The following is a 24,763-nucleotide window of genomic DNA, read 5'->3' on the forward strand; positions in this document are numbered from 1 at the left end:
GCAGTTGATCTTCGTACAACTGATCGACTAACTTGCCTCTGTGATTGCTGTGCGAATTGCCACCGCCGTACTTGCCGGCGTTTCGATGATGGGCCTGGCCGCTTGCGGCGACGACAAGGCCGCCACCACCGCCGAGCCGGCCAAGCCGGCCGCCACCTCAGCCCTGCCCGAGGCTGAGGCCACCACCGCGCCCGCCGCGGCCGCCCCCGCCGACAAGGTGATCTGCGAGGACGCCAACAAGGCGGCCGAGTCGTTCAAGAAGGCGCTGCTCACCATCATGAGCACCACCGGCGGCGACGTTCCGAAGAAGGACGCCGCGCTGATGCTGAGCGACTTCGCCGCCAACCTGGAGAAGGCGGCCGAGGGCTCGGACACCGCCGTCGCCACCGCCCTCAAGACCAACGCCGCCGAGGCCGCGAAGGCCGCCAAGGCCGACGATCCGGTCAACGCCGCGGACACCCCGGAGTCCGCGAAGGCCGCCAAGGAGTTCAACGCCGCCTGCAAGGCCGTCGGCGTCAAGACCAACCTCTGATCCATCCGCTGACGATGTCCCGGCGTGCCACGCACGCCGGGACATCGGCGTCTCAGGGGTTGGCGAACAGCGGAGTGCTCAGGTAGCGCTCACCGGTGTCCGGCAGCACGACCACGATCGTCTTGCCCACGTTCTCCGCCCGCCAGGCCAGCTCGCGCGCCGCGTGCAGGGCCGCGCCGCTGGAGACACCGGCCAGGATGCCCTCGGTCCGGGCCAGCTGACGCCCGGCCTCCCGGGCCTGCTCCACGTCGACCTTGACCACCTCGTCGTAGATGGTCGGGTCCAGCACCTCGGGCACGAACCCGGCGCCGATGCCCTGAATGCCGTGCGGACCCGACCGGCCGCCGGACAGCACCGGCGACTCCGTCGGCTCGACCGCGTAGACGCGCAGCTCGGGCCGCTTCTCCTTGAGCACCTGGCCGACGCCGGTGAGGGTGCCGCCGGTGCCGACACCGCCCACGAACAGGTCCACCTGGCCGTCGGTGTCGTTCCAGATCTCCAGGGCCGTGGTACGCCGGTGCATGTCCGGGTTCGCCGGATTGTCGAACTGCATCGGCAGCCAGGCCCGCTGCTCCTCGGCGATCTCCAGCGCCTTGGCCACCGCGCCCTTCATGCCCTCGGCCGCCGGGGTGAGAACCAGCTTCGCACCGTACGCCACCAGCAGCGCCCGCCGTTCCGCGCTCATGCTGTCCGGCATGGTGAGGGTGAGCCGGTAGCCGCGGGCGGCCGCCACCAGGGCCAGCCCGATACCGGTGTTGCCGCTGGTCGCCTCCACGATGGCGGAGCCGGGGCGCAGCTCCTCGGTGGCCTCGGCGGCCTCGACCATGGCGAGGGCGATCCGGTCCTTGACGCTGCCGCCGGGGTTCGCGGACTCGAGCTTGGCGATCAGCTTCGCCGGCAGTCCCGGCTCGAAACGGGTCAGCCGCACCATCGGGGTCCGGCCGATCAACTCGGTGACGTCGTTGTAGATCAATTCCTCGCTCCTGCGTTCTGTGGGAAAGAGTCGGGGACGATTTCTGCGGCCGGGGCCCGCATCCGGGCGCCGGCCGGAACGTCGGAGACGACCAGGGACATGGCGCCGATCTCGGCGTCCTCCCCGATCCGGACGGGGCCGAGCACCGTGGCGCCCACCCCCAGAGTCACCCGGTCACCCACCTCCGGGTGACGACGGCTGCCCTTGGCGTCCCGCCGCCAGCCACGCCCACCGAGGGTGACCTGGTGGTACATGGTGACGTCGTCACCGATCCGGGCGGTCTCGCCGATCACGACGCCCGCGCCGTGGTCGATGAACAACCGCCGCCCGACGACCGCACCCGGATGGATCTCGATCCCGGTGACGAAACGCATCACCTGCGACAGCAGGCGCGGCAGGAACGGGATACGGGCGCGGTGCAGCAGATGCGCCACGCGGTGACCCCAGAGCGCCCACAGACCGGGGTAGAGGAACACCTCGGCGACGCGGACGCCGTACAGGGCGGGATCGCGCCGGCAGTAGGCGCGGATGTCTTCCAGCAAGGGGGGATCCTCGGTCGGAGCGTGCGTGGCGGCGGTGCGGCGTCAGCGGCCGGGACAGCGCTCGTCGAAGACCCGGCGCACGTGCGGGCCCGCCATCGGCACGGCGAACCGGTATCCGGCCATCCGCCGCTGGGCCTCCCGCTCACTCATGGCGGCAAGGCTAGCCGATCGCCCGAACCCGCCGGCAGAGCCGAAGGTAGTGGCGAGGGTGACCTTCGCCCCTGGGCGAAGAGCCGTCCGGCGCCTAGCGTCGGTGCCGTGAGCAGCACCTCGACGCGCCCGGCCCGCCGCACGATCCGGCAGTTCCTGCCGCCCCAGCACGGCGCGTGGGCGATGCTGCTGCTGCCCTACCTGGCCGGGCTGCTCGTCGCCGGGTTCCGCTGGCCGGACGTGCCGCTGCTGATCGCCTGGCTGGCCGGCTACCTGCTGTCGTACTACGTGTTCCTGGCGGTCAAGTCGCGCCGCCCCGGCCGCTACCTGCCCCAGTTCCGGCTGTACGGGCTGCTCGCGGTCCCGGCCGGGGTGATCGTGCTGGCCGCCGAGCCACGGCTGCTGTGGTTCGCGCCGGTCTACGCCGTCCTGCTGGCGGCCAATGCCTGGTATGCCTGGCGCCGCCGGGAACGGGCCCTGCTCAACGATCTGGCCTCGGTCGCGCAGAGCTGCCTCATCATCGGAGTCGTCACGGTGATCGCCGGCGGCCGCCCCGCCGACACGTGGGCGGCGTTCGTGCTCGTGCTGCTCTACCTCACCGGCACGGTCCTCTACGTGAAGACGATGATCCGCGAGCGCGGCAATCACACGTACCGGAAGGCCTCTGCCGGATATCACCTGGCCGCGCTCGCCGCGGCGACCGTGATCAGCATCCCGGCCGCGCTGGTCTTCACGCTCCTGCTGGCCCGCGCGTGGGTGCTGCCCGGCCGGTCGCTGACACCGAAGCAGGTCGGGTTCGTGGAGATCGGCGCGAGCGTGCTGGTGCTGTCGGTCGTGGCTCTGTAGAACCTCTGTGGTCTCGGTCCGCGTCTCGCTTCCGGCTCCTTCTTCTTGTACGCGTGTCCTCGTCCCGCCTTGTCAGGGCCGTTCCGTCCGGTCGGCGCGATCTTGCTGCCTGCTCCGGCCTTTGCCGCGCCCGCCGGGCGTAGATCGGTTGGACACCCCCGCATGCGCTGCCGCTCGCTCCGGGTGGGTGGTTGCGGTGGTGCTCGCCAGGCATCCGGGGCGGTGTTCCCGGCCGTCACGCCCGTCGCGCCTGGCGGGTGGTTGCGGTTTATGCCGGTCGCGCCATGGGGCCCTGTCGGGAGTCACTCGCCGTGACCGCGGTGGTGAGTGCATGAAGGTGCGTGGTAGATCCGGGTTCTTCTGAATCCTGTTTCTCGGTTGTGGGTGGCCGCGATGTCGAGTCGCGCATTCGGATGGCTGCGGCATCATCCCGACTCGCTGGCGATCTTGGGCGATGGTAGCTGTCGGGCCGATCTTGATTCCTGGTTGCCGTCCGGCGATCGATAATCGTCCAATATCTATTTTCCCTGCAAGACCTTGGGTAATCAGATGCATCCGGACGACCACGATCGTACAAGATCGCGCCGCCCGGCAACGAATACTCAAGATCTACATCGATGTTGGCCGACCGTGACCGGCCGAATCTCGCGGCGAAGGCGGGGAAGCGGGCGAACAAGCGACTCGACATCGATGCCAGACGATGACGAGAGAGGCTTTCCGGCCACCTCGATCTTTCACACGAGCCGGTGAACGGGGGTCCCGCACTCACGCGAAGTTCCGGTCAGGGCGAGCTTTCGGAGGTGAGCGCACACAGAAGCCGCTACGTGTGCGGCCGTCGCGGCCATATGCCACGTAGGCGACCACGACTCTGCCGCCGTGCGCGCCCACCCTGGTGTAAGCGCGACCACCCGCACCGGGCGGCAGGCGCAACGGCCGCGAGCGGGCAACCCGGGTGCCTGGTCGGCAACACCGCGACCACCCGGCCAGCGTGACCGAAAGGCGGGCGGCCGTGACCGGCGGCAGGTGAGGACGTGGCGGTCGGGCTCGGCCTGTCCGGGTACCGATCTGCGCCCGGCGGGCGCGGCACAGGCCGGAGCGGGCAGCGAGATCGCGCCGAGCGAACGGAACGGCCCTGAAAGGCGGGGACGAGGACACGCGTACAAGAGAAAGAGCTGGAAGCGAAACGCGGACCTCGACCACGAAAGATGGCATCCGACAGCCGGGTGGTCCAGGTGACCGCCACGGCCCTGCCGCGCCCCGACCGTACACGCAGCACGGTGGCGCTCCTCCACGACGTGACCGCCGAACGACGGCACCGCGACGAGCTGACCAACTTTCGCCGGCGTGGTGGCCCACGACCTGCTCAACCCGCTCGCCAGCGTGGACGGCTGGACGATGGCGGTGCGGTACTCGCTGGACGGCGTACCGGACCATCCCGATCTCGATGAGGCACGCGGAGGTCTGGACCGCCTGTCCCAGGACTCGGCGCGCATGCGCGGCCTGATCGACGGTCTGCTGCACTACGCGACGGCGCGGGAGGCAACGATCGTCCCGGTCCAGGTGGATCTGGGTGAGGTGGTCGCCGACATCACCCTCGCCCGCACGGACGCGGCGGCACCATCACCGCCACCGACGATCCCGCGGGCGGCACCTGCTTCACCTTCACGCTGCCGAACGGCCTCGCTGCCGTCCCCACGGCGGCTGCCGCATCAGGACAGTAGTGTCCGCACGCCGGACACATAGGTGCGCCGGTCGGTGCCGCCGAGCAGCACCTTCTGCAGGATGTAACCCTGGACCAGCCCGAAGAACGCCGCGCCGGCCCCGGTGACGTCGGCGTCCGGCGGCAGCTGCCCGGCCGCCCGGGCCCGCTCGGCGATCAGCACGGCCCGCTCCCGGACCCGGCCGTAGATCTCCGCGACCAGCGCGCCGACCTCCGGATCGTGCACCGCCTCGCCCCACACCTGCACGGCGATCCGGACCGTGCCGTCGTGCTCGGCCGCGGCGTCGACCAGCTCCAGCAGGCGCTTGAGGATCTCCGGGATCGGCGGCATAGGGTCGAGCGCGAGCAACTGGTCGAGCAGCCCGGTGGCCTGCGAGATCTTCTCCCCCGCGATGGCCGTGATCAGCTCGTTCTTGCTCTTGAAGTAGCGGTAGAAGGCCCCGACCGAGAGATCGGCCTCCTTGATCACATCCTGCATGGACGTCTGGTGGAACCCGTTGCGCACGAAACACCGGGCCGCGGCGTCGAGAATCTGCTGACGGCGGGCGGCGAGGTGGGCTTCGGAGACGCGGGGCACCCTCAAACCTTAAAGGGCCGACACCTGCCGGGCCGGTTCCGGGCGGGTGGTGTGGGCGTGGCGGGTGAGCAGGCCCAGGGTGAGGGTGCTGCCGACCATGACGGCGCCGGCCAGCAGGAACGGCACGCCCAGGCCCAGCCGGTGGGCGATCGCGCCGCCGCCGATCGCGCCCAGCGGCAGCGAGCCGAAGCCGATCAGCCGGTAGATGCTGGTGACCCGGCCCATCAGGGCGTCCGGGGTGATGCTCTGCCGCAGGGAACGACCGACGATCGAGAAGGACACCCCGCAGAACCCGGCGAGGAACTGGAAGACGCCGATCAGCCACACCGAGCCGGTGAGCGCGACACCGGCCGTCGCCACACCGGCCACCAGGCTGGCGGCGATCATCGTGGGGACCCGGCCCAGCAGCCGGACGGTGTGCGACACGGCGGCCGCTCCGGCCAGCCCGCCGACGCCCGCGCAGGTCAGCAGCAGGCCGTAGGCGCCGCCGCTGAGGTGCAGCTTCTCGACCACGTAGAGGACCAGGGTGGCGCCGGCGGCGGCCACCCCGAGGTTCATGGCGGCCGCCCACACCGCCTGGGTGCGCAGGGTCGGCTCCCGCAGCAGGTAGGTGAGCCCTTCCCGGGCCTCGGCGGTCAGCGACTGCCGGGCCGAAGGCTGGGCGACCCGGCCGGGCACCCGCAGCCGGGTCAGGAAACCCCAGCCGGCGGCGAGCGTGCCGGCGACCGCCACGAACGGGGCGAGCGGGTTCCACGCGAACAGCACGCCACCGGCGGCGGGGCCGGCGAAGTCCTCGCCGACCGACTGGGAGGCGGTCAGCCCGGCGTTGAGTCTCTCCAGCCCGGCGTCCTGGACCACGACCGGGGTGAGCGCCTGCACCGCGGTGTCCGCCGCGAGTTCGGCGGCGCCCAGCAGGAACGCCGTGACCAGCAGCAACGGCAGGGTCGCCTGGTCGACGGCGACCGCGGCGACCAGCACGAGCATGATCGCCAGCCGGAGCAGCTGGGTCCGGCGCAGCAGCCGCACCCGGTCGAACCGGTCCACCACGGCGCCGACGTGGAAGCCGAACAGCAGGTGCGCCGCGGACAGGGTGGCCGCGACGGCGGCGACGCTGACCGGGTTCCTCGTCACGTGCACGGCCAGCAGGGGCATGGCCGCGTAGCGGATGCCGTCGCCGAGGCTGGACGCCGCTCCGGAGGCGAACAGGTAGGTGGACGGCTGCCACCTCATGACGCGATCCAGACGGGCGAGGGAGCGTACCCGGAGAAGGGGTTGATGTTGATCGTGCCCGTGTTGTTGACGGCGTAGCGGCGCAGCACCGCCACCGCCGTGTTCTCCACGATGAACACGCCGTTGACCGATGGGGTGACGGTGCTGGTGACGTCGGCGTGCTCGTCGGTGAACGCGACCGGCAGCGGATCCGGTTCGAAGAGCTCCTGCACGATGTACGGGTGATCGCCCGCCCCACCGCGCACGCCGGTGGCGAGGACCTCGGCCCACGCCTCGGGTGACACCTCCCGGCCGACGGTGACGCCCTTGCCGGCGTGGCCACGGACCGGTTTCACGATGAGCCGGTCCTTCTCCCGCTCCGCCCACGGCAGCAGGTCGACCTCCCTGCCGTCGTAGATGGTCCGGCGGGGTTCGATGATCCGGGTCCACGGCACGTGCTCGGCCAGCCGGGCCCGCAGCGACGGCGCGATCCCGGTCGCGGCGGAGAGCACCGCGAGCGCCGCCTTGGACGCCAGCACCTCGGCCCGGTAGCCGGTGAACAGACCGACCCGGCCGCTCTCGGCGATCCGGAACAGCGTGTCGAGGACGGCGAACTCGTCGGCGGCGCCCGGTTCCGGGGACTCGAAGTAGCGGTAGATGACGCTGACCTCGCGGCCCTCGTGCCGCACGCCGTCGTCGGAGAGCTCCAGGTCCTCCAGCGCGCAGTGCACCGACGGGATGCCGTGCCGGCGCAGTTCGCGGGCGAACAGCTCGTACTGCCAGTCGACCGGCCCGACGGCCTGCTCGTGCCGCCAGTAGCAGATGGCCACCATGCCGTCGAACTCGCCGAAGCTCTTGGTGAGCCCGGATAGCAGGCCGTGCATGGCGACGGCGGGCCGGGCCAGACTCGCCGACGGCGGCAGGAAGGCGGTCTGCGCGCGGGTGATGATGTCGTGCAGGCCGAACAGGCCGGCTGGCGAGTCGCCGTTGATCTCGATGACGACGGTGCGGCCGCCGGAGGAGATGACGTCCGGGCGAGCCACGGTGGACCAGTTCTGGTGCGGCTGGCGGGTTAGGAACCGCAGCTCGGGCGGGGTGGCGCGGCACAGTCCGGCCATCCGGAGCACGTCGCCGTCGCAGACCTCACGCAGCACCGCGTCGAGCCCCTCGAAGACGGTCTGGCAGGCCTGTTCGAGGCGGCTCACCCGCTCGGCGCTCTCGATCGGCGGCTGGAAGATCAACCGCTCCTTCGCGTACGGGGCGGACAGTTCCCGCAGCTCGGCGGTGGCGTCCCGGAACCGTTCGACAGTCGGCGCGACGAAGCCGGTCATGACCCCTCCGTGAATTCGCGGATCAGCGCGTGGGTGGCGTCGGGCGCGTCCCAGATGGCCTGGTGGCTGGCGCCCGGCACGACGTGCAGCTCGCCGGTTCCGGCGGGCAGGCTGTCGACGGTCTCGGCGGCCACCTGGTACGGGATGAGCGGGTCGTACTCGCCGACCAGCACCATCACCGGGCGGCGGGCGGCGGCCAGGTCGGGCCGCAGGTCCAGGCCGGACAGCTGGGAGATGAACCCGGCGTTGATCTCCGGCGTGCTGATCCGGTTGCGGACGGCCCGCTGGTAGTCGTCGTCCGGGGCGCGGCGGATGGCGAGCGGTCCGCACACCTCGGCCCATTCGCGTTCCGCGTCCGGCGAGTGGTCGGTGAGCGAGCGGCGCATCACGTCGGCGGCCCGGTCGCCGCCGAGCACCCGGTGCCGTTCCACGATCTCGTCGTGGCTGGCCTGCCGGGCGCCGGTGCCGATCAGGATGGCGCCGGCGAGGGTTTCCGGGTGGCGGGACAGGAACCGCTGCACCACGAAACCGCCGAACGAGGTGCCGAGCAGGTACGGGTTCGGCAGCCCGAGGGTGTCGATGAGGGCGGCCAGGTCGTCGGCCCACACGTCGAGGTTCCAGTCGGCCGGCTCGCCCCGGTCGCTGCGGCCGTGCCCGCGCAGGTCGGGGACGATGACGTGGGCGTAGTCGACGGCCGGCCGCATGGTCAGGCGCAGCATGCCGCCGTCGATGCCGGGGCCACCGTGGACGGCGATGATGTCGGGCCGCCGCTGCCCGTCGGAGTATTCGTCGCCCAGCGTGGTCACGTGCAGGCGTACGTCTCCGGCCCGAACTCGCATGTGCTGTCCTTCCTCAGTCGGTGCGGGCGACGCTCAGCGCCAGGCCACGCGGGTACATCGTGGAGTCGGTGTCGGCGGTCACCCGACCGGACACATCCTCCAGCCGGAACCGCCGGAACACCTCCACGGCGGTGGTGAGCTGCGCCTTCGCCAGGTGGGTGCCGACGCACCAGCGGGGTCCGCCGCCGAACGGCAGGTACGCGCCGGCCGGCAGCCGGGCGCCCGCCCAGCGGTCCGGACGGAACGCCTCCGGATCGGGGAAGTGGCGCTCGTCGCGGTGGATCGCGTACGGGCTGATCATCAGGGCCGCGCCGGCCGGGAACCGCCACGGGCCGCTGACCTGTTCGGTGTGGGTGGCGCGGTGCATGAGCCAGGTCGGCGGGCGCAGCCGCAGCACCTCGTCGACGATGTGCGACGGCTCCCCGGCGAGCGCGTGGACGGCCAGGGCGTGCAGCAGCCAGGCGTTGGCGGCGGCCGGGACCAGGCGGGCGGCGATGGTGGCCGACACCAGGATGCGCACCAGGGGGTCGGTGGGCACGCCGGCGTCGCGCAGGATCGCGATCAGGCCGCCGTCCGGTGGCCGGTTCACCAGCGCCCGCAGGGCCGCGTCCAGGCGGTGCTGGGCCCGGTCGGCGCGCCGGCGGCGGGCGGTGAACCGGTCGAGGAACCAGGGCAGCTCGAACGACGAGCGGACGATCGGGTTGAGCGCGCCGAGCAGGTCCGCGACCAGGGCGGAGAGGCCGTCGCGGGTGTGCCGGGCGGTGCCGGGTCCGACGCAGAGGCGCAGGAAGGCGTCGGTGCTCAGGTGCACGAGCGGCGGCATCGGGCCGTCGGTGCGGCCTGCGGTCGCCCAGGTGTCCATGAGGGTGGTGAGCTCGCCGTCGTACCAGCGGAGGTGTTCTTCGACGAGGCCGCCGGAGAGGGCCGACAGCATGGTGCGGCGGGCGTGCATCCAGCTGTCGAGGGCGTCCTCGCCGCGGCGGCTGTCGGTAGGGCGCCAGGCGCGGTCGCGGTCCATCAGGAAGTCGCGGTTGGTGCGGCGCAGCACGTCGTGGGCGATCTCGCCGTCGCTGATCAGCACGGTTCCGGGGCTGAGCTCGACCACCGGCCCGTAGCGGCGGGCGGCGCGCAGCACGAAACCGGCGCGGTCCCGGTCGTAGTCCTCCAGCAGGTCGGCGCGGGACAGTCCGGCCTGCACCGGCGGTGCGACGCTCACCGGCCGCCTCCCATCTGGGTGTTACGAGGGGGCCGGAACCGTTCGGGTGGTTCCGGCCCCCGTCATCGATCAGTGCCAGGGGTACGCGCCCGCGAGGGCCTTACGCGCGAAGCGCGCCTTGATTCGCTTGATCATGCAGAACACCTCCACTCTTCGCTGACAGTGATTTCCGTGGCGGTACGGACCACCAGGTCTGTGGGGACGTCGCGCAGGCTGCTCACACCGAGCTGCCTCGCCACGTCCAGGAGTTCCTGCCGGAGCACGTCGATCACGTGGAACACGCCGTCCTCGCCGCCGGCCGCCAGGCCCCAGACGTACGGGCGGCCGATGCACACGGCCGTGGCGCCCAGCGCGAGCGCCTTGATCACATCGGCGCCGCTGCGGATGCCGCCGTCCATCAGTACGGGTATCCGCCCGGCCGTGGCGGCGACGATCGCGGGCAGCGTGTCGATCGCCGCGACCGTGTCGTCGAGCTGCCGGCCACCGTGGTTGGACACGATCAGCGCGGACACCCCGCGGGCCACCAGCTCGGCGGCGTCGGCCGGGTGCAGGACCCCTTTGACGACCACCGGCAGCCCGGTCTGCCCGCGGATGAAGTCGAGCTGCTCCCAGGTGAGCGGCCAGCGCGGCAGCCGGGTGTCGGGTGGCACCCAGCCGTCGGAGAAGCCGCTCTCCCGGTGGATGCCGAACCGCACCTCCGGCGGGGTGGCGAACCCGGCCCGCAGCATGGCGAGCCGCCGCGACGGATGGCTGTTGTCGACGGTGACGACCAGGGCGCGGGCGTCCAGGGACTCGGCGAGCCGGATCGTACGGGTGACGTCGTCCCGGCTGCCGTAGCAGTAGAGCTGGAACCAGAACGGCCCCTGTTTCGCGATGTCGGTGAGGCTGTGATGGCTGTCGTTGCTGACGATCGGCAGCACTCCGGCCCGGTGCGCGGCCCGGGAGACCGGCAGTTCGGCCTCCGGGTGGAACAGCCGCAGCGGGCTGGTCGGCGCCAGCAGCACCGGCAGAGTGGAGGCGAATCCCAGCACGTCGGCGCCGGTGTCCGGGTCGGCCACCCCGTTGAGTGGGCGCGGCCGCAGTTTCCAGTGGCGCAGCGCGGCCTCGTTGTGGCGGACGCCGTCGTCGCGGCCCGCGCCGCCGGCCAGGTAGGCCCAGCGGGCGTCGTCCAGGGCGGTCCGGGCGGCGCGCTCGAAGTCGTCGAGGTTCAGCAGGCGCTCGGTGATCATGAGGCCACCGCCTCGGCCAGCGTGCGGATCCCGGCGCTGTCGGGTTCGAGCCCGTAGCGCGACATCAGCCGGGTCACGTCACGCAGCACGTAGGTGCGCAGCAGCCAGCGGTCGCGGGCGTCGTAGCGGGCCGCGAACGAGTCCCGGCCGTGCAGGCAGCGGCTGTTGGAGAAGGCCACCAGACTGCCGGGGCCGAGCCGCACCTGATGCGCGACGCTCTCCGCGGACTCCAGGAAATCGGTGACCGCGGCCCGGCGGTGCGTATTCTCCGCGACGATGGAGCTGTGCCAGCGAATCGTCGGCCAATCGTAGGAGCCACCGATCGGGGCGACGTCGTCGACGATTCTGGCCTGCGAGAAACTTTCCGGGGCGGCGATCCGGAAACGCTGCTCGCGCAATTCTCGAACGGTCTCCGGACGGCATTCCCGAATGGCGTCGGCGATCCGGACGAGGCGGGTGGCCGGCCGCGGCTCCGGACTGCGAACCCCGTAGAGGACCACGAAATCCGGGCGGATGTCGTGGAAGGCCACCTCGGTGTGCAGCGACAGGTCCACCGCCGAGGATGCGTTCGACTGGGTCGCCGCGCCCTCCGGACGGGGCCGGACGTCGTGGACGAGGTCGCCGTCCTTCTCCGCCCGGTACCCGTACTCGTGGCCGAGCCGGCGGGTCACCATGCCCAGCCAGGTCCAGCCCAGCACGGGCACGGCGGGCCCGTCGGCCGGCAGGCCGTGGACGACGACCGCGTCGGCGGCGCCGTCGCGCAACCGGTCCAGCGCGTCCCGGACCCGCTCCGGCAAAAGCGTGTCGTTCAGCGCGGCGAGCCGGAAATACTCGTCGGTGTCCCGGCGGTCGGGGTGCCCGGAAACGCGGCCGACGACCTGTTCCCGTGCCCGGCGGGCCATTTCCGCGGCCTCGGAAACGGAGACCGATTCCGTCAGCACACCGCTCGGTGACGCGGTCACGCCCTCCACCCCCTCGCATTTCCGTTCTCGGTGTTGCCGAGAACGTTACGGATGCGAGGAATGGCGGGGCAATATCGGACGGCATGGATAGGGGTTCTTGATCGAGAACCCCTATCCGCCGATTGTCAGGGGCGCATCTCGTAGGCGCCCACCAGGGCGAGGACCTGATCCCAGACCGCGGCGTCGCGCTTGTCGTCGGCGACCGGCCGGCGGACGTGGGCCAGCGCCCAGGCGGCCTGTGCCTCGGTGGTGGCGGCCTTGCCGTGCAGCTCGGTGGCGTAGGCCGAGAAGTCGCGGACCAGGATCGAGAAGATCTCGTCCAGCAGGTTGTCGTCCACCCCGGCCGGGCTGGCCTGCTCCAGGATCAGCTGTCCGTAGACGATCAGCGCGAACAGGTGGCCGACCGCGAGCAGGAAGTCCAGGTCCTTCTGCTGCTCCTCGCTCGGGGCGTGCTCACGCAGCAGCGCGCAGAACCCGTCGGCCTGCTCCCGGAACCGGGCGACGTTCGGGATCGCGGCGGCGGCGTCGTACGCGGTCCGCCAGTCGTGGAAGCGGATGGCGCCGAGCCCGCGCGCCGGGCCCTGCCGGAACAGGAACTCGTCGTCGGCCGGGTCGTGCCGCGTCGCGACGGGCTCGTAGGTGGCCGCGTTGAACAGGTGGTTCGGCATGAACTTGAGGATCAGCGCCAGGTTGACGTGCACCGTGCCCTCGAGTTTCGGCAGGCCGCGGATGTCCATGGCGGCCTTGTCGAAGTAGGTGTCCGCCTCGAAGCCCTTGGCCGCGATGACGTCCCACATCAGGTCGATGACCTTCTCGCCCTCGGTGGTGACCTTCATCTTCGTCATCGGGTTGAACAGCAGATAACGGCGGTCGTCCGGGCCGGCGCTGCGGAAGTAGTCGACGGCGCGGTCGCTGAACAGCTTCATGGCGACGAGCCGGGCGTACGCGTCGGTCAGCTCTCGCCGCACGTGCGGGAAGTTCGTGACCGGCTTGCCGTAGAGCATCCGCCGGTGTGCGTGGGTGACCGCCTCGTACATGGCGTGTTCGCAGATACCGATCGCGGCCGTGCACAGGTTGAACTTGCCCACGTTGACTGTGTTGAGTGCAGCATCGAATGCAGCCTTGCCGGTGTGCAGTACATCCTCTGCATGTACTGGATAGTCAATCAACTCGAACGTGCTCACGTACATCTGCTTGTTCACGACGTTCTTGATCAGGTGGTAGTTCTCGTGCCGGCTGTCGGCGGCGAAGAACACGTACCCGTCCGGGCCCTCGACGTCGGAGCGGCGGCCGAAGACCGACACCAGCCCGGCCACGTTGCCGTTGCCGATGTAGTACTTGGTGCCGCTCGCGGTGAACCCACCGTCGCCGGTCGGCGTGAGGATCATGTCGGTGGCGTAGATGTCGGCGCCGTGGCTGCGCTCGGACAGCGCGAACGCCATCACGTGACCCTCGTCGAGCAGCTCGGCGGCCCGCTTGCGCTGGACCTCGTTGGCGCTCTGCCACACCGGGCCAAGACCGAGAACGGTCACCTGCCAGGTGTACCAGTAGTCGAGCCCGTAGAAGCCGAGGACCTCGCTGAGCGCGGCGTTGCGGGCGGTGTCCCAGCGCTTGTCCGGGTCGCCGGCCGCGTCGGCGGACGGGGTCAGGAACGTCGCGAACAGGCCCTCACGTGCCGAGAACTCCAGGAAGTCGTCGTACCAGCTCCGGTCGATGTAGCTCTTGACCAGCGTCTTCTTGCCGCGTTCCTCGAAGAAGGCGACCAGCGCGCGCAGCAGCCGGCGGCTCTCGTCATCGAGGTGCGCGGGATCGTAGGTGTTGGGGTTGAGGAGCACAGGGATTCCTTTCAGAGTGCTCGGAGCGTTTGGAGGACGTCGTCAAGCCAGTCGAGCAGCATCCGCTCGTAGGCGATGCCGCCGCGCAGGACCACGTGCTGGAGCCGCTGCCCGACATCCAACGCGTCCGGATCCGGAAAATCCCGCTTTTCACCATTCAGGTACGTCGCGAGCAGCGCCTCGTGCTCGGCCCGGTACCGCGTCACCTCGGCGAGCAGCTCGGCCCGCCCGGCCGCGTCGGTGAACGCGGCACCCCGGATCTTCACGGCCAGCTCGTGCCGCACCGCCTCCGGCTGCACCGGCGCCCGCAGCCACTCGGCGAGCGTCCGCCGGCCGACGCCGGTGACCGAGAAGCTGCGCTTGTCGGGCCGGCCGTCCTGGCCGATCTCCTCGGCCACCACCCAGCCGTCCGACTCCATCCGCCTCAGCACGCGGTAGATCTGCTGGTGCGTCGCGGTCCAGAACCGGCCGATCGAACGCTCGAACCGCCCAGCCAGCTCATATCCGGACCCGGGCCGCTCGAGCAGGGAGACCAGGATCGCGTGTTCCAGCGCCATGCCCGCATCTTGCTATGCAACTCGTTTCATAGCAAGCGGCCCCTTCGGGCCGATAAGATCCCCTTCGATGTACGGACGTCCGCCGCGCATTCGTGGCCTCGTACTGGCCGCCGGGCTGATCCTGCTCCTCGGCTCCGCCGCGCTGCTCCTGGCCCGCTACCGCGTCTACGCCGTACCCAGCGCCTCGATGAGCCCACTGATCGAAATCGGCGACCGCATCGTCGTGGACACCTGGTCCCAGGATGCCGCCCGCGGCGACGTGGTGCTGGTCGACGGCGGAACCCGCCTGGTCAAACGCGTCGCGGCGATCGGCGGCGACGTCGTGGCCTGCTGACCGCGGACGCCCGGGTGACCGTCGGCGGGACCCCCGCGGCACAGCCCCCGGCGGCCGGCAACCAGCCGTTCTCGGTGACGGTCGCCCCGGGCCGGCTCTTCCTGCTCGGCGACAACCCGGGCATCTCGGTCGACTCCCGCGCCGCGGCCGTCACGGTCGATCCGTCCGACGGCGACGGCACCGTGGCGGCCACCACGGTCGGCGGGCGGGTCGTGGCGGTGCTCGCCCCCGGTGAGCGCGGGGGCCTGCTGCCGGATCGCGCGGGGGCGGCGCTTCGCCGTACCTCATGGGTTGCTCTCGCCGGAATCGCCCTGCTGGCCGCCGCCGGCCTCCTGGCCCTGCTCCCCCGCCGGGCCTCTTGAAACCTTTCGTGGTCAAGGTCCGCGTTTCGCTTCCGGTTCCTTCCCCGGTACGCCCGACCTCGTCCCCGTCTCATCCGGACCGTCCCCTCCGGTCGGCGCGATCTCGCTGCCCAATGGCGGCCCGCGCCGCGCCCGCCGGGCTGAGTTTTTTCGCCGCTGGCGGGCGGCCCGTTCCGGGCTGAAAATCGTTGCTGGTCGCCTGCTGACGTCGTGTCTTCTTGATTCGTACGAGATCGTGAGTTAGTCGGACGCTGGCAGCCGCGTTATGGGCCCTTCATTGTTGCTGCGAGCACGAGAGCTAGATTCACCCATCCTGTGGCTGCCGCGGGCGATCCCCCTTTGGTTGATGCTGGTCGGGAGGGTGTCGGTGCTGGAACAGGCCCAGGACGAGGAACAGATCATCACGCATGTCGCGGGGTTGGACATCGGTAAGGCGTCGCTGGTCTGCTGTGCGCGGGTGCCGGATGAGGCTCGGCCGGGACGGCGGATGCAGGAGGTACGGACTTACGCCACGATGACCCGTTCATTGATCGGGTTGGCTGAGCGGCTGGCCGTGCTGGGCGTGACGCGGGTGGTGATGGAGGCGACCAGTGACTACTGGAAGCCGGTGTTCTACCTGCTCGAAGCGCACGGGTTCGAGGTGTGGCTGGTCAACGCCCGCGACGTGAAGCATCTACCCGGGCGGCCGAAGACCGACAAGCTGGACGCGGTGTGGTTGTGCAAGGTCGCCGAGCGGCAGATGATCCGGCCCAGTTTCGTGCCGCCGGCACCGATCCGGATGCTGCGCGATTTGACTCGGTATCGGGTCGATCTAATTGCCGAGGCCGGTGCGGAACGCCAGCGGGCGGAGAAGTTGCTCGAAGACGCACAGATCAAGCTGTCGGTCGTGGTCAGTGACCTGTTCGGGGTGTCCGGGCGGTTGATGATGGCCGCGTTGATCGCCGGGCAGCGTGACCCGCAGACCCTGGCCGAACTGGCCCGGGCCGGCCTGCGGCGCAAGATCCCGGCGCTATACGAGGCGTTGACCGGGCATTTCACTGATCATCACGCGTTCCTGCTGGGCAAGATGATCGCCCGCGTCGAGCAAATCGAGGCCGACATCCGCGAGGTCGATGCTCGGATCGAGGCGCAACTGGCCCCTTTCGCGCAAGCAGCGGCCCGGTTGCTTGAGATTCCGGGGATCGGCTCGGCCGCCGCTGCCACGATCGTCGCCGAGATCGGCGTCGACATGACCCGCTTCCCGACCCCGGCCCACCTGGCCGGCTGGGCCAAGTTCGCACCCGGCGTCAAGGAGTCCGCCGGCCGGCGCAAAGGCAACGGCTCGACCGGGCACGGCAACCGCTACCTCGCCCGGGTCCTCGGGCAGATCGCCGTCAGCGTCGCCCGGACCGACACATTCCTCGGCGAACGTTACCGGCGCATCGCCCGAAGACGCGGCGCCAAACGCGCGATCGTCGCGGTCGGCCGATCCGTACTGACGATCATCTGGCACCTGCTGTCCGACCTGGAAACCCGCTTCCGTGATCTCGGCTCCGGTTTCTACCTCAGCCGCACCGACACCGAACGCCGCAAACGCAACCACATCCGCCAGCTCGAAGCCCTCGGCTACACCGTCACCCTCGACCTCGCCGCATAGCCACCGCCTCAACCAAGACCCATCCCACGCCGCTCCGCGACGCGGGATGCTGCCGCGCGTCCGGTCACTGTCGATTTTCGAGCTAGATCGGTGCCCGGGCAGGCCGGGCAGACCGCCGCTTCCTCAGAGGCTCTCGGCCACGGGTTCGAGCCCCGCCCGCCCCACTTCATGCCTGGCCTGCGTGTTCGTGCTGGCCGAATGTGGCACTGCGCGAACCGCGGGTCGCTCAGGCGTTGTCCCGGGCTGGATGTGGTAAACGGGGTGCATGCCCAAGAGTCGTGGTCGTCCCGCGGGACGAGGTAAGCCGAAGCGTCCGCAGCGCCCGGTGCGTGAGCTGAGGTTGTCGGATCGGTTGATGCGTGACGCGGTGACGATCGTGTCCGAGGACAGTGTGCTTGAGCTCGAGCAGTGGGCCAGTGGGTGGCTCGGTGCGGCCTGGTCGGCGGCGGGGCTCGGCGAGCGTGAGCCGGAGCAGATGTTCCACCTGGAGGTGGTGGGGCGGGCGTCGACTCGGCCGTCGCCGCACGGGCTGGCCGCGGTGGCGGCGCTGCGCCGTGTCGCCGCCTCTGGTGAGTGGTCGATGCTGGACGGCACGCTGGAGATCTTGTCGGAGAGTCAGCCGGTGCCGCAGTGGTCCGAGCTCCCTGCATTCGAGCCGGTTCGGGCATGGCGGGCGGTGGATGTCTGGGACAGCGAGCACGTGTTGTTCGTGGAGTTCGCCGGGCAGACGCCGCACACGCTGATGGCGCAGATCTCCCTCGCCGGTGGTGTGCTTGTCGACAAGCTGGCGGTACTGCAGACCGGGGCTGCGGAGATCTGGGACCGGCTGCGTGAGTCCGGCGAGGTGCCGATGCCGGCCGTCGAGTGCCCGGTCGAGGTTGCGCTGGCGGAGCTGGCGGACGCGTTGCGGAGCACGGACATGACCTGGCCCCGTCACGATGGCGAGGACTTCGTCGACTTGCGGGCGCTGGCCTGGTCGCGATGCCGGTCGTACCTGCCGGACTTCCGTGACTGGCAGCCGATGGGCGATGAGGAACGGCAACGACTGCTGGACGGGTTCGCGCCGGCGGCGGATATGGTCGTCAGGTCGCTGGCCGACCTGTTCCTGGACTACGGCGACGGCTACATGACCAGCGGTCCGCTGTGCTGGAGCCCGGGACAGGTCGGCTTGTTCCTGGCCGACTGGCTGCCGCGCAAGGCGGCGCTGGACGTCGAGCAGCGTGCCGCGCTGCCGGAGGTGTTGCGACGCTGGATCCGGTACGTCTTGGAACGTCGTGAGATCGATCTGGAGTGGATCAGCCCGGCGGTCGAGGCCGTCGACACGTTCCTTCCATCGTTCGAGGAGGCGTTCGACGACACGGCGGCGTGGGGCCCGGCCAAGCAGATCGCCGCGGAGCTGACGGCCCGTGGTGTCGATCTCTCCGACTCGGAAGCCGTGGAGGACGCGATGCGGGGACTCAACGCCGAACGCCTCGCTCGATATCTGACCGGCTGATCTGATTACTCGAACGAGGCACCCCGTGACGATCTGACTCTGGCAGCTCATAGGTTTGTGGCATGTCGATGTCTGATGCCGCGCTGCTACGACGTGCTGGTGACCTCAAGGGCGAGCTGGTGGCGTTCTCTCAGCAGCCCCGCTACGACCGGGCTGCGTCGAGTTTTCTGGCCGATTACGGCAACGGCCTGGAAGACGCCGATGAGCAGCGGTGGATGCTGCTCTGGGACTGTTTCGTGCTGGAGCACCGGCTGGCGAACGGCCGGACGGTGGTGGAGCAGTTCGTGGAGGCCCGGCCGGACCTGCCGGAGGTCGAGCGGGAGATGTTGCTCGGCTGGCGTGATGTGGTGCAGGGCCCGTTCGAGGTGCAGCGCAAGGACGGGTCCGCGCTTCTGGTGGAGAGCCTGGTCGACGACTTGACCTATCGGGTCCGGTCGAACATGGGCCCGGCCGTGTTCAAGCAGATGCCGCGCCGCTCGTTCATCATCGCCCGGCTGGTCGCGGTCGGTGACGAGTGGATGCTGAGCGGGCCGGTACAGATCCTGCGCGGGAGCGAGCGGGGCATCGCCTATCAGCTCGCGCTGGACATGTCCTTGCGTACGCCGGAAGCGGTGTTCCGAAACCCGGACAAGATTGCACTGGCGTGGGAACACCAGCGTGCTGACCGGGCACGGTTCGTCGAGTTCTTCGGCAGCGACCTGCTGGTGGTCCCGGGAGAACAGACACAGGAGCGGCTCGACGGCTACTACAGGTACTGCCGGGACGCGGTTCTCGGACCGGACCCGAAGGACGTCCCTCCCGTGGTGTCGATGTCGTTGCCGCCGGACCTGACCGATGCGGAAACGGTGGCGCTGATCTACGACGAGACGGACGGACTCGGCTTCTATGCGGAGTTCGGCCTCGTGGAGGAAGCGTTCGCGAACCCCGACCTGCTGCGACGCCGCCGGTGGCGCGAGCAGACGTTGTCCTATCTCGAGGACGACAGCGTGGAGCCGATGGTCCTGCGCCGGCTGGCGGCGAGGGATCCCGAGAAGGCGAGTGTCGTGTTCCGGCGGCTGCTGAAACGGCCACGGTTCGATTGGAGCCGGGACGGTGAGGCGCTGATGCGTGAGGTCAAGCCGGGCTATTTCGATCGGCCGCCGCGCCCGCGGGTGAGTCCGCTCAGCGAGCGGTTGGCAGAGTTTGCCAAACGCCGCTGAGCAGCAACGATAGGGTCGGCGTTACTCGTAACGGTACCGGCAGGAGATGATGGTGATCTCGTTGGGCTCGACGGCGTACACCATGCGGTGTTCGTCGTCGATGCGCCGTGACCGGAGTCCTGCGAGGTTGTTCCGGAGGATCTTCGGTTTGCCGATGCCCACGGTGGTGGATCTGCCGAGCCCGCTCCGGCCGTCGTTGCTTACCCTTCGGGCGCCCGGAGGATCCGCGAAGCGTCTGCGGGCCCGAACGCCAGCGACCCTACCGGCGCGACGGCTTTCGGCTGTGGAGGTCCCAGCACGGCCAGAGCCTCGATCCAGTAGCGGACCATCGCCCGGCTGGTGCTCTCCTCCCGGGGAACCCCCGCGTCGAGCCGGCGGCGGGCAGCCTGCGGGTCGGACAGGGCGAGGTCTGCGGCGAAGAGGTCGCCCCAGACCGTGGGCTCGTCGCCCAGATCCTTCTGGCGGGCGGCCGACGGGCCGCGGTAGAAGGCACCAGCCGTCAAGGGCAGTAGCTGGATGCCGAGGACGGACTCCGGCTTGGGGTCGAACCAGGTCGCATAGTCAATCTTGGCGTCCCAGACGATGCCGGCCGTGGTGTGCGCGTATCCGGCCTCGCGGGTCAACCCCTCGCCGAGCCAGTACATTCGGGCTGTCGCGGCCTCCAGAGCGTAGTGGGCAATGCCGTACCCGGTCATCTCGGCGTTGTCACGGACGACTGCCCAGCGAACCACGGCCTCCCAGGCCGCCACCGCTTCGCTGGACGACTCCTGATTGTTGCCGTCCGCGAAGGGGGCGAACCCGGAGGCGGCCGAGCTGCCCAGATAGGCGTTGAAGGCCCGGAACGGCGGCAGCCCGCTCGCGGGGCCGATCGCCAGTGAACCGGCGTAGTCGCGGACGATCAGGTCGACCACGTCGCCGTAGTCGCGGGCGAATGTGGGATCCGCCGTTGCCAGCACGGCTGCGGATCGGACCAAATAGCCGTACTGAAAGTGATGGTCGTTGTAGTCCTGTGCGCCGAACTCGGCCGGGACGGCTATCAGTCCACCCCAGATCGGGTCGTAGCCGAAGTAGCGCCCGTCGTCTGGTCCCGTGTAGGTCAGCCAGTCGACGAGTTGCGGCCGCAACCGGTTGAGCGCCGCCATGCGTTGTGTGTCCGCGCCCAAGGCGGCCGCGACCTCGGCGATGGTGGACAGCCGGCCGAGTTCCTTGAGTCCGAAGTAGCTGCCGCCGGTGCCGGGCGGATCGGCCAGGTCACGGTGCAGGTCGGCCAGCACGGCCTTGTTCGCCGCCTGGCTCAGCGACACTCTCGGCATGGCGGTGAGCAGGCCGGGCATCGAGATCCTGACCTGCACCGCGCTGGCCGTGACCAGGGACATCGTTCCTCGTGCGTTCGGATAGGAGCCCGCCAGTGGCAGCGGTCCTGCGACCAGGCCGGCTTGATGGTGCGGCAGCAGGGCCCACGCTCCGGCTCCGCCGGCGGCCCGGCGTGCGGTGAGCGTCTGACTGACCGTCCCGGCCGCGGCGTCGTACGCCATGGTGGTTGTGGTCTGCACGATCGGATCGCCGGTGCTGGCCTTCTCCCAGCTCGCCCGCTCAGCGCCGACCGGGACCCGGGCGACGGCGAGTTGCCGGCCCGACCCGGTGATGGTGGTTCCGGCCTGCGCCAAATCGGTGCCGAGAACGTCCCAGCGCGCGCCCCCGATGTCGAGCCGGACCCGGGTGGGCGAGCTACCGACGTCGCGGAAGATGCCGCTCACGGTGGGCGCCGCCCCGTCGAAGCGCAGCCACACCACCGGACTGCCCTGCGCGAGGGTGACGTCGACCCGGCCGCCGCCGGCGAGCCCGACCCGGAGGACGACGTGGAAAGCGCCGTAGCTTACGACGGTCACTGCGCCGGTGGCCGTGCCGACGGTGAGGGCGGGTAGAAACGGGGTGATGACGGCGTTCGCGGAGGCGGTGAGCGACGCGCCACTGATCTGCAGGCCGTCGGCGGCGGCCTGCACGGCCAGCGGGTGGGTCCAGATGGGCTGGGTTCGGGGCCCGGTCAGTGCGGAGCTCCACCACTGGTTGGTCGGCACCGCCTGGCCCGTGAGGTCGCCGGCCTGAGTGGGGGCCTTGGCCGGGGCGGAGCCGGCCGGCAGCTTCTCGGCGATGCTTCCGCGGCCGGTCATGACGGGCATGGTGAGCGGCGACGCGGCGGCGTCCTCCATGACCGTTCCGGCATTCTGCGGCGGCGGGGCCGGAACCCGGTCCGGCGGCGCCGCGTCGGGCGAGGAGGTGCACGCTGCCAGTGCGGTGAGCGCCGCAATCGCGGTCATGGTCAGAATGCGGCGGTTCATGCGCTGTTCACCGCGGGGGTGCTGCCGGCGGCCGTGGTGGTGTCGACGACCACGGCGAACTGCAGACCCGGAACGAGTGTCCGCACGGTCGCCCGGGCCGCCGGGTCCGGCCGCAGCACGACGGTCAACTGGTCCTCGGCGCTCGCCTGCTGGCCGGCATCGACCTTCGGCTCGACCTTCTCCAGCGTCGCGGTTATCCGGCTGGAGAGGCCGGGGCCGGTCACGTAGGCGGTCATTCCGAGCCGGAACTTACGCAACTTCTCCAGCGGGACGTCGACCGCGAAGGCGACCTTGGCCGGGTCGTACAGGGTGACGATCGGCTCACCGGCGCGGGCGATCTGCCCGGGAGCGACATTGATCTTGGTGATGATGCCCGCGGCCGGCGCCTGCAGCTTTTGCACTCGTCGCGTGTTCCCGTCCCCGTCCGCGGTCAGGGTGACGGTGGCCAGGACCGCGCCGGCGGTGACGCTGGTCCGCTCGGTGGTCAGCATGTCGGTGACGACCGCGGCGTCGGCCGAACCGACCGCGATCGGCTTCGCGATGAGCACGGCCGTGCCGGCATCCACCATGTTTCGTTCGGCGAGGCGCTGCCGCACGATGTGGGTGCCGCCCGCGCCGGCCGCTGCCAGCAAGATCAGCACTACCAAGCTGGTACGCGCGACGCGCAGTGCGTCGCGTCCTCGGCGCTTCGGCGGGGCCTCCGGTGTGGTGCGCCGAATGACCCTGGTCGAGTCGTTGTCGTGGGTTCTGACATTGTCGATCGTGGCGCTCATGGTCGTACCCTCTCGGCGGTGTGGACCGGGTCAGGCGGCGGACGGGGTGGGCAGAACCGGGGTCAGGCGTTCGCCGCGACGTGCCGCGGCCGGATGGCGGCCTCTTCGCCGGCGGGCGAGGGCTGGGCTTCCGGCGGTCCGGCAGATGGCGTCGCGCCTTGCCGGAGCCGGCCGCCGGTGATCGATTCGAGGATCATCCGGCCGAGTATCAGAACGATCATGGAGGCCCAGCCGACGGAGAGCCAGGTCGGGCCGGGATCGGCCATCACGAGCACACCGACCACGATGGCGGTCACGTTCAGCACCAACAGCGCGAACAGGGGCATGACCGCCCACAGCGATCGGGTGCCGTCGCCGCCGGCGTTGGTGGCCTTCCATTTCGCCGGCCGCCCGAGCAGCACGCCACCGAGTGCTCGCAGATGTACCGGCGTCGCACCGATGCTGGCCACGATCGCCGAAAGCTTGAAGCCGCCCGACTGCAGCCAGGTGACCAGCAGCACGGCCGCCTGGAACGGCAGGTAGTGGGTCGCCCATGCGAAGCCGTCGGCGCGAATGGGGCTCAGCGCGAAGAGGAGGTAGAGCGCCGGGAAGAGCATGAAGGTCAGCATCGCCATGGACAGCAGGTAATGCGTACCGCAGAACAGGTACTGCAGTCGCTGGTCGATCGTCAGGCCGATGCCCCGCTTGAACAGCCGCCCGCGTAGCAGCACCTCGAAACCGCCGCTCGCCCAGCGAAGCTGCTGTTTCAGGTACGACGGGACATCCTGTGGAGCCAGCCCGCGAGCCAGCACCTGCGGGACGTAGATGGACTTCCAGCCACGCTTGTGCAGCTCGATCGACGTCCAGATGTCCTCGGAGTTGCTGCCCGTCCAGATGCCGCCGATGTTGTCCAGCGCGGCCCGCCGGAACATCACGTTCGTACCGACGCAGAAGGCGGCGTTGAAGTGGTTCTTACCCGGGCAGACGAGTTCGTAGAAAATGCGCTGAGCCTCGCCGGAGCCGGTGGCGACCAGATTCACGTTGTTCGTGTAGAACTGCGGAGACTGGACGAATGCCACGTCCGGGTCGTGGAAGTGCGGCAGGATGCTGAGCAGAAAGCTCGGCTCGGGCACATGGTCGGCGTCGAAGATGACCACGAACTCACCGTTGGTACGGGCCAGCCCGGCATTGACGTTGCCGGCCTTCGCATGCGCGCCGCCCGGGCGGCGCAGATAGTCGATGCCCACCTGGTCCGCGATCTCGCGCAGCTCATCGCTGTCGCCGTCGTCGAGCAGGAACGTCCGGTGTGGCAGGTCCATGTCGCGGGCCGCGATCATGGTGCGCAGGACCAGCGCCGGCTCCTCACCGTACGCGGTGATGAAGACGTCGATGGACGGCGCGTCCGAGCCGGCCCGTAGCCGATTGCGCCAGACCGTGGCGTCCACCGGTTCGGGCCGGTCGTCGTGAGCCAGGATGGTCCACCATGTACCGATCAGGTGCAGGGCGGTCAGGCCCTCGGCGGTAAGCATGGCGAACCAGAGCCAGCCTGGCCCGCGGTACGCCGGGTTGAGCAGGAACAGCTGATAGAACAGGGTCGCGGCGAGCGCCGCGATGATGGCTACCCGAGTCGAACGCTGCAACGGCCGCCATGCCAGGCGGGCTGCCCGGGCCGGCGGAACTGGCGGTGCCGTCATGGATGCTCCCGAAAGCCTTCGATATGTAGCGCCGTGGATTCGGTGCCGTAGACCAGGAAACAGGAACATCTGCCGACGCGCGACACATCGCCACGAACATTCATATTCGGCACGAGTTACAAATTGATGAGATCGTTTCCTCGCGCACCGCCTAATGATCTTCACCTATTGTTCGGCATCGGCCCTGAACTGCTGCTAAGCATGTGGACGCGTTAAATCTTGATGACCTTTCAGTCTCTTAAATTCCACCATGAGAACCGGCCAGTGGGTGAGGTCACATGGTTCGCCGGCGAGATGGCGAGTCCTGGTAATGCAATCGAAACCGTGGTGACGCGATCCGGCCTCGACCGGCAGATGATCGATCCCGCCGTTCCCGTTTCGGGTCTCATTGCCAGTCCCTCGGCTTGAGTTTTGACGTACGTGCTCGCGGCGGA

23 protein-coding genes are annotated in these 24,763 nt (G+C 69.9%); 8 read left to right on the forward strand and 15 right to left on the reverse strand.

The window, feature by feature from the left end:
* Positions 1 to 40: 40 nt before the first annotated feature.
* Positions 41 to 532 carry a hypothetical protein gene (locus IEZ13_RS17130; protein WP_183218676.1) on the forward strand — a complete coding sequence of 164 codons (492 nt, stop codon included), beginning with the start codon at positions 41 to 43 and terminating at the stop codon, positions 530 to 532.
* 52 nt (positions 533 to 584) lie between these two features.
* Here the strand turns inward: IEZ13_RS17130 and cysK are convergent, their stop codons facing one another.
* Together cysK and epsC are read right to left on the reverse strand one after the other, a co-directional pair.
* Positions 585 to 1,505: a cysteine synthase A gene (cysK, locus tag IEZ13_RS17135; protein ID WP_260178905.1), complete on the reverse strand. Its 921-nt coding sequence runs from the start codon at positions 1,503 to 1,505 to the stop codon at positions 585 to 587.
* Positions 1,502 to 2,047, reverse strand: a complete 546-nt coding sequence (gene epsC / locus IEZ13_RS17140) for a serine O-acetyltransferase EpsC (RefSeq protein WP_183218677.1) — start codon at positions 2,045 to 2,047, stop codon at positions 1,502 to 1,504. Before epsC ends, cysK begins: the two co-directional genes overlap by 4 nt.
* Positions 2,048 to 2,305: 258 nt before the next feature.
* Here epsC and IEZ13_RS17145 point away from each other — a divergent pair, with 258 nt between their 5' ends.
* Both IEZ13_RS17145 and IEZ13_RS17150 read left to right on the forward strand, forming a co-directional pair.
* Positions 2,306 to 3,043: a YwiC-like family protein gene (locus IEZ13_RS17145; RefSeq protein WP_229794749.1), complete on the forward strand. Its 738-nt coding sequence runs from the start codon at positions 2,306 to 2,308 to the stop codon at positions 3,041 to 3,043.
* A 1,344-nt stretch (positions 3,044 to 4,387) separates the two neighbouring features.
* Positions 4,388 to 4,786 (forward strand): hypothetical protein, encoded by a 399-nt coding sequence (locus IEZ13_RS17150; protein ID WP_183218679.1) that lies wholly within the window; start codon positions 4,388 to 4,390, stop codon positions 4,784 to 4,786.
* Here IEZ13_RS17150 and IEZ13_RS17155 read toward each other — a convergent pair.
* The 9 genes from IEZ13_RS17155 to IEZ13_RS17195 all read right to left on the reverse strand — a co-directional run bounded on the left by IEZ13_RS17155 (position 4,753) and on the right by IEZ13_RS17195 (position 14,518).
* Complete coding sequence (locus tag IEZ13_RS17155; protein WP_183218680.1) at positions 4,753 to 5,340, reverse strand: TetR/AcrR family transcriptional regulator; 588 nt, start codon at positions 5,338 to 5,340, stop codon at positions 4,753 to 4,755. The genes IEZ13_RS17150 and IEZ13_RS17155 overlap by 34 nt on opposite strands.
* A gap of 9 nt (positions 5,341 to 5,349) precedes the next feature.
* A complete protein-coding gene (locus tag IEZ13_RS17160) occupies positions 5,350 to 6,570 on the reverse strand; it encodes an MFS transporter (protein ID WP_183218681.1) in 1,221 nt (406 codons plus the stop codon).
* A complete protein-coding gene (locus tag IEZ13_RS17165) occupies positions 6,567 to 7,880 on the reverse strand; it encodes an ATP-grasp domain-containing protein (protein ID WP_183218682.1) in 1,314 nt (437 codons plus the stop codon). Before IEZ13_RS17165 ends, IEZ13_RS17160 begins: the two co-directional genes overlap by 4 nt.
* Positions 7,877 to 8,719, reverse strand: a complete 843-nt coding sequence (locus IEZ13_RS17170; RefSeq protein ID WP_183218683.1) for an alpha/beta fold hydrolase — start codon at positions 8,717 to 8,719, stop codon at positions 7,877 to 7,879. The genes IEZ13_RS17165 and IEZ13_RS17170 overlap by 4 nt, the downstream gene beginning before the upstream one ends.
* Before the next feature lie 13 nt (positions 8,720 to 8,732).
* A complete protein-coding gene (locus tag IEZ13_RS17175) occupies positions 8,733 to 9,935 on the reverse strand; it encodes a cytochrome P450 (protein ID WP_183218684.1) in 1,203 nt (400 codons plus the stop codon).
* A 131-nt stretch (positions 9,936 to 10,066) separates the two neighbouring features.
* Entirely contained in the window at positions 10,067 to 11,164 is a 1,098-nt protein-coding gene (locus IEZ13_RS17180) for an alpha-hydroxy acid oxidase (protein WP_183218685.1), read from the reverse strand.
* Positions 11,161 to 12,126, reverse strand: coding sequence for a TauD/TfdA family dioxygenase (locus IEZ13_RS17185; RefSeq protein ID WP_183218686.1), 966 nt, complete (start codon positions 12,124 to 12,126; stop codon positions 11,161 to 11,163). The genes IEZ13_RS17180 and IEZ13_RS17185 overlap by 4 nt, the downstream gene beginning before the upstream one ends.
* A 125-nt stretch (positions 12,127 to 12,251) precedes the next feature.
* The gene (locus IEZ13_RS17190; RefSeq protein WP_183218687.1) at positions 12,252 to 13,961 is read right to left on the reverse strand and encodes an acyl-CoA dehydrogenase family protein; all 1,710 of its coding nucleotides are present in this window, start codon (positions 13,959 to 13,961) and stop codon (positions 12,252 to 12,254) included.
* 11 nt (positions 13,962 to 13,972) lie between these two features.
* A complete protein-coding gene (locus IEZ13_RS17195; RefSeq protein WP_183218688.1) occupies positions 13,973 to 14,518 on the reverse strand; it encodes a PadR family transcriptional regulator in 546 nt (181 codons plus the stop codon).
* 67 nt (positions 14,519 to 14,585) lie between these two features.
* On the opposite strand from IEZ13_RS17195, the gene IEZ13_RS17200 reads away from it, so the two are divergent.
* The 5 genes from IEZ13_RS17200 to IEZ13_RS17220 all read left to right on the forward strand — a co-directional run bounded on the left by IEZ13_RS17200 (position 14,586) and on the right by IEZ13_RS17220 (position 19,544).
* Entirely contained in the window at positions 14,586 to 14,852 is a 267-nt protein-coding gene (locus IEZ13_RS17200) for a S24/S26 family peptidase (RefSeq protein WP_183218689.1), read from the forward strand.
* Positions 14,853 to 14,866: 14 nt separating this feature from the next.
* Positions 14,867 to 15,214 carry a S26 family signal peptidase gene (locus IEZ13_RS17205; protein WP_183218690.1) on the forward strand — a complete coding sequence of 116 codons (348 nt, stop codon included), beginning with the start codon at positions 14,867 to 14,869 and terminating at the stop codon, positions 15,212 to 15,214.
* 346 nt (positions 15,215 to 15,560) lie between these two features.
* On the forward strand, positions 15,561 to 16,850 hold the full coding sequence (locus IEZ13_RS17210) for an IS110 family RNA-guided transposase (RefSeq protein WP_183218691.1): 1,290 nt from the start codon (positions 15,561 to 15,563) through the stop codon (positions 16,848 to 16,850).
* A 355-nt stretch (positions 16,851 to 17,205) separates the two neighbouring features.
* Positions 17,206 to 18,345: a hypothetical protein gene (locus tag IEZ13_RS17215; RefSeq protein WP_203833698.1), complete on the forward strand. Its 1,140-nt coding sequence runs from the start codon at positions 17,206 to 17,208 to the stop codon at positions 18,343 to 18,345.
* Between the two features lie 62 nt (positions 18,346 to 18,407).
* Positions 18,408 to 19,544, forward strand: a complete 1,137-nt coding sequence (locus IEZ13_RS17220; protein WP_183218693.1) for a hypothetical protein — start codon at positions 18,408 to 18,410, stop codon at positions 19,542 to 19,544.
* A 21-nt stretch (positions 19,545 to 19,565) separates the two neighbouring features.
* Here the strand turns inward: IEZ13_RS17220 and IEZ13_RS17225 are convergent, their stop codons facing one another.
* From IEZ13_RS17225 to IEZ13_RS17240, 4 genes are all read right to left on the reverse strand, one after another.
* Entirely contained in the window at positions 19,566 to 19,706 is a 141-nt protein-coding gene (locus IEZ13_RS17225) for a type II toxin-antitoxin system YoeB family toxin (protein WP_229794750.1), read from the reverse strand.
* Between the two features lie 38 nt (positions 19,707 to 19,744).
* On the reverse strand, positions 19,745 to 21,883 hold the full coding sequence (locus tag IEZ13_RS17230; RefSeq protein ID WP_183218694.1) for a glycosyl hydrolase: 2,139 nt from the start codon (positions 21,881 to 21,883) through the stop codon (positions 19,745 to 19,747).
* Complete coding sequence (locus IEZ13_RS17235) at positions 21,880 to 22,656, reverse strand: HlyD family secretion protein (protein ID WP_203833697.1); 777 nt, start codon at positions 22,654 to 22,656, stop codon at positions 21,880 to 21,882. The genes IEZ13_RS17230 and IEZ13_RS17235 overlap by 4 nt, the downstream gene beginning before the upstream one ends.
* A gap of 62 nt (positions 22,657 to 22,718) precedes the next feature.
* Positions 22,719 to 24,329 carry a glycosyltransferase family 2 protein gene (locus IEZ13_RS17240; RefSeq protein WP_183218696.1) on the reverse strand — a complete coding sequence of 537 codons (1,611 nt, stop codon included), beginning with the start codon at positions 24,327 to 24,329 and terminating at the stop codon, positions 22,719 to 22,721.
* Positions 24,330 to 24,763: the final 434 nt, after the last annotated feature.

The sequence above is a fragment of the Actinoplanes campanulatus genome (assembly GCF_014647795.1).
Classification (GTDB): domain Bacteria; phylum Actinomycetota; class Actinomycetes; order Mycobacteriales; family Micromonosporaceae; genus Actinoplanes; species Actinoplanes campanulatus.